General features: G+C 60.9%; 3 protein-coding genes. All 3 read left to right on the top strand.

Going from position 1 to position 1,865, the window contains the following annotated elements; translation table 11 throughout:
• Positions 1–12 precede the first annotated feature (12 nt).
• Positions 13–636 carry a 50S ribosomal protein L1 gene (locus EI28_RS11870; RefSeq protein WP_052379745.1) on the top strand — a complete coding sequence of 208 codons (624 nt, stop codon included), beginning with the start codon at positions 13–15 and terminating at the stop codon, positions 634–636.
• Positions 636–1,664: a 50S ribosomal protein L10 gene (locus tag EI28_RS11865; RefSeq protein ID WP_048115091.1), complete on the top strand. Its 1,029-nt coding sequence runs from the start codon at positions 636–638 to the stop codon at positions 1,662–1,664. The genes EI28_RS11870 and EI28_RS11865 overlap by 1 nt, the downstream gene beginning before the upstream one ends.
• A gap of 28 nt (positions 1,665–1,692) precedes the next feature.
• Positions 1,693–1,865, top strand: a 173-nt coding sequence (locus tag EI28_RS11860) for a 50S ribosomal protein L12 (protein ID WP_048115089.1), incomplete at its 3' end; no start/stop codon positions are given.

Below are 1,865 nucleotides of genomic sequence, written 5' to 3'. Positions count from 1 at the left end.
GATAAAACCAGTATACAGGAAGCCGTGAAGACGGCCCTCTCAAAGGCTCCGGAACGGAAGTTCAAGGAGAGCGTGGATATCACCGTCAACCTCAGGAATATCGATATGTCCCAGCCCAAGAATCGTATCGATGAGACGATTCATCTCCCGAACGGTTTTGACAACGTCAAGATCGCAGTTCTCGGGAAGGGCGACATTGTCACCCAGGCAAAAGAGGTGAATGTGGACCTCATCATCGGACCTGAGGAGATCGAGCGGCTCGGGGGAGAACCCCGGGAAGCGCGCAAGGTGGCGGGTGAGTACCGGTTCTTCCTTGCCGAGACGGCAATGATGCCTCTCGTCGGCCGTTATCTCGGTGTCAGGCTCGGTCCGCGCGGACGGATGCCGATGCCGGTTCCGCAGGGAATGGATATCCGGCCCGTCGTCCAGCGTCTGAGGAGCTCCGTGAAGATCCGGACGAAGGACAAGAAGGTCTTCCACACGAAGGTCGGAACCTCCGGCATGGAGCCCGAGCAGATCGCCGAGAACATCGACGCTGTCCTTCACAGGGTCGAGTCGGTCCTGGAGAGCGGAACGATGAATATCCACTCGGTGTACGTGAAGACGACCATGGGGCCGGCAGTGAGGGTGATCTGATGGCACTCTATACGCACCACCTGCCCCGGTGGAAGAAGGAAGAAGTAGAGGAGATCAAGCGCGGTATCGAGGAGCACACGCTCGTCGGCGTCGTGGACATGTACGGCATTCCCGCCTCGCAGGTCCAGCAAATCCGGCGGAACCTCCGCGGCACGGCGAGGGTGAAGATGGCCCGCAACACGCTGATCGAGCACGCCTTAAACGAGCTCGGCGGCAGCGTCGCGACCTTAAACGACCACGCCGAAGGCCAGAGCGCCCTGATCTTCACGAACGAGAATCCGTTCAAGCTCTTCAAGCTGCTCGAGAAGACCAAGACGAAGATGGCGGCGAAGCCCGGCGAGACCGCTCCCGAGGATATCGTCATCCCGAAGGGTCCGACCAGCTTCAAGCCCGGCCCGATCGTGGGCGAGCTCCAGCAGGTGGGCATTCCCGCGGCTATCGAGGGCGGAAAGGTCAAGATTCGCGAGACGAAGACGGTCGTGAAGAAGGGCGAGGTCATCAACAAGAAGGTTGCCGAAGCTCTCGTGAAACTCAGTGTCAAGCCGATGGATGTCGGCCTCATCCTGCAGGCCGCATACTACCGGGAGACTATCTTCACGCCGGACCTGCTCGCTATCGATGAGGAAGCCTACGCGAACAACATCGTGCTCGCGGCCCAGCAGGCGTTCAACCTCTCGGTCAACGCCGTCATCCCGACCAGACTTACCGTCGCGGCCATCATCAGCAAGGCGGTGAGCGAGGCCCGGAACGTGGGCGTCGAAGCGAGCATCTACGAGAAGGATGTCGTCGACCTGATCATCGGGCGGGCACAGCGCGAGATGCTGGCCGTCGCGCTCGCGGCGCAGGGCCGTGGGTTCGAGCTCGATGAGGCGACCCTGAAAGCCGCATCGGCTGCGACCGCTGCGGCACCCGCGGCAGCAGCCCCGGCGGCAGCCGAGGAGAAGGCCGAGGAAGAAGAGACGGAAGAGGAGAAGAAGGAAGAGGATGAGGAGGGCGGCATGGCCGGTCTCGGCGCCCTCTTCGGCTAATATCATTTCAAAAAGAGGTGAATGAACTATGGAGTATATCTACGCTGCACTGCTCCTGCACAACGCAGGCAAGGATGTAACTGAAGAGAATGTGACTGCTGTCCTGAACGCGGCCGGTGTCGAGGTCCAGGACGCCCGCGTGAAGGCGCTCGTCGCCGCACTCGAGGACGTGAACATCGAGGAGGCCATCAGCAAGGCCGC

This window comes from Methanoculleus sp. MH98A, assembly GCF_000691865.1.
In the GTDB taxonomy this organism is placed as follows: domain Archaea; phylum Halobacteriota; class Methanomicrobia; order Methanomicrobiales; family Methanoculleaceae; genus Methanoculleus.
Note: the sequence above shows the minus strand (reverse complement) of the source record. Positions and strands in the feature narration are given on the sequence as shown.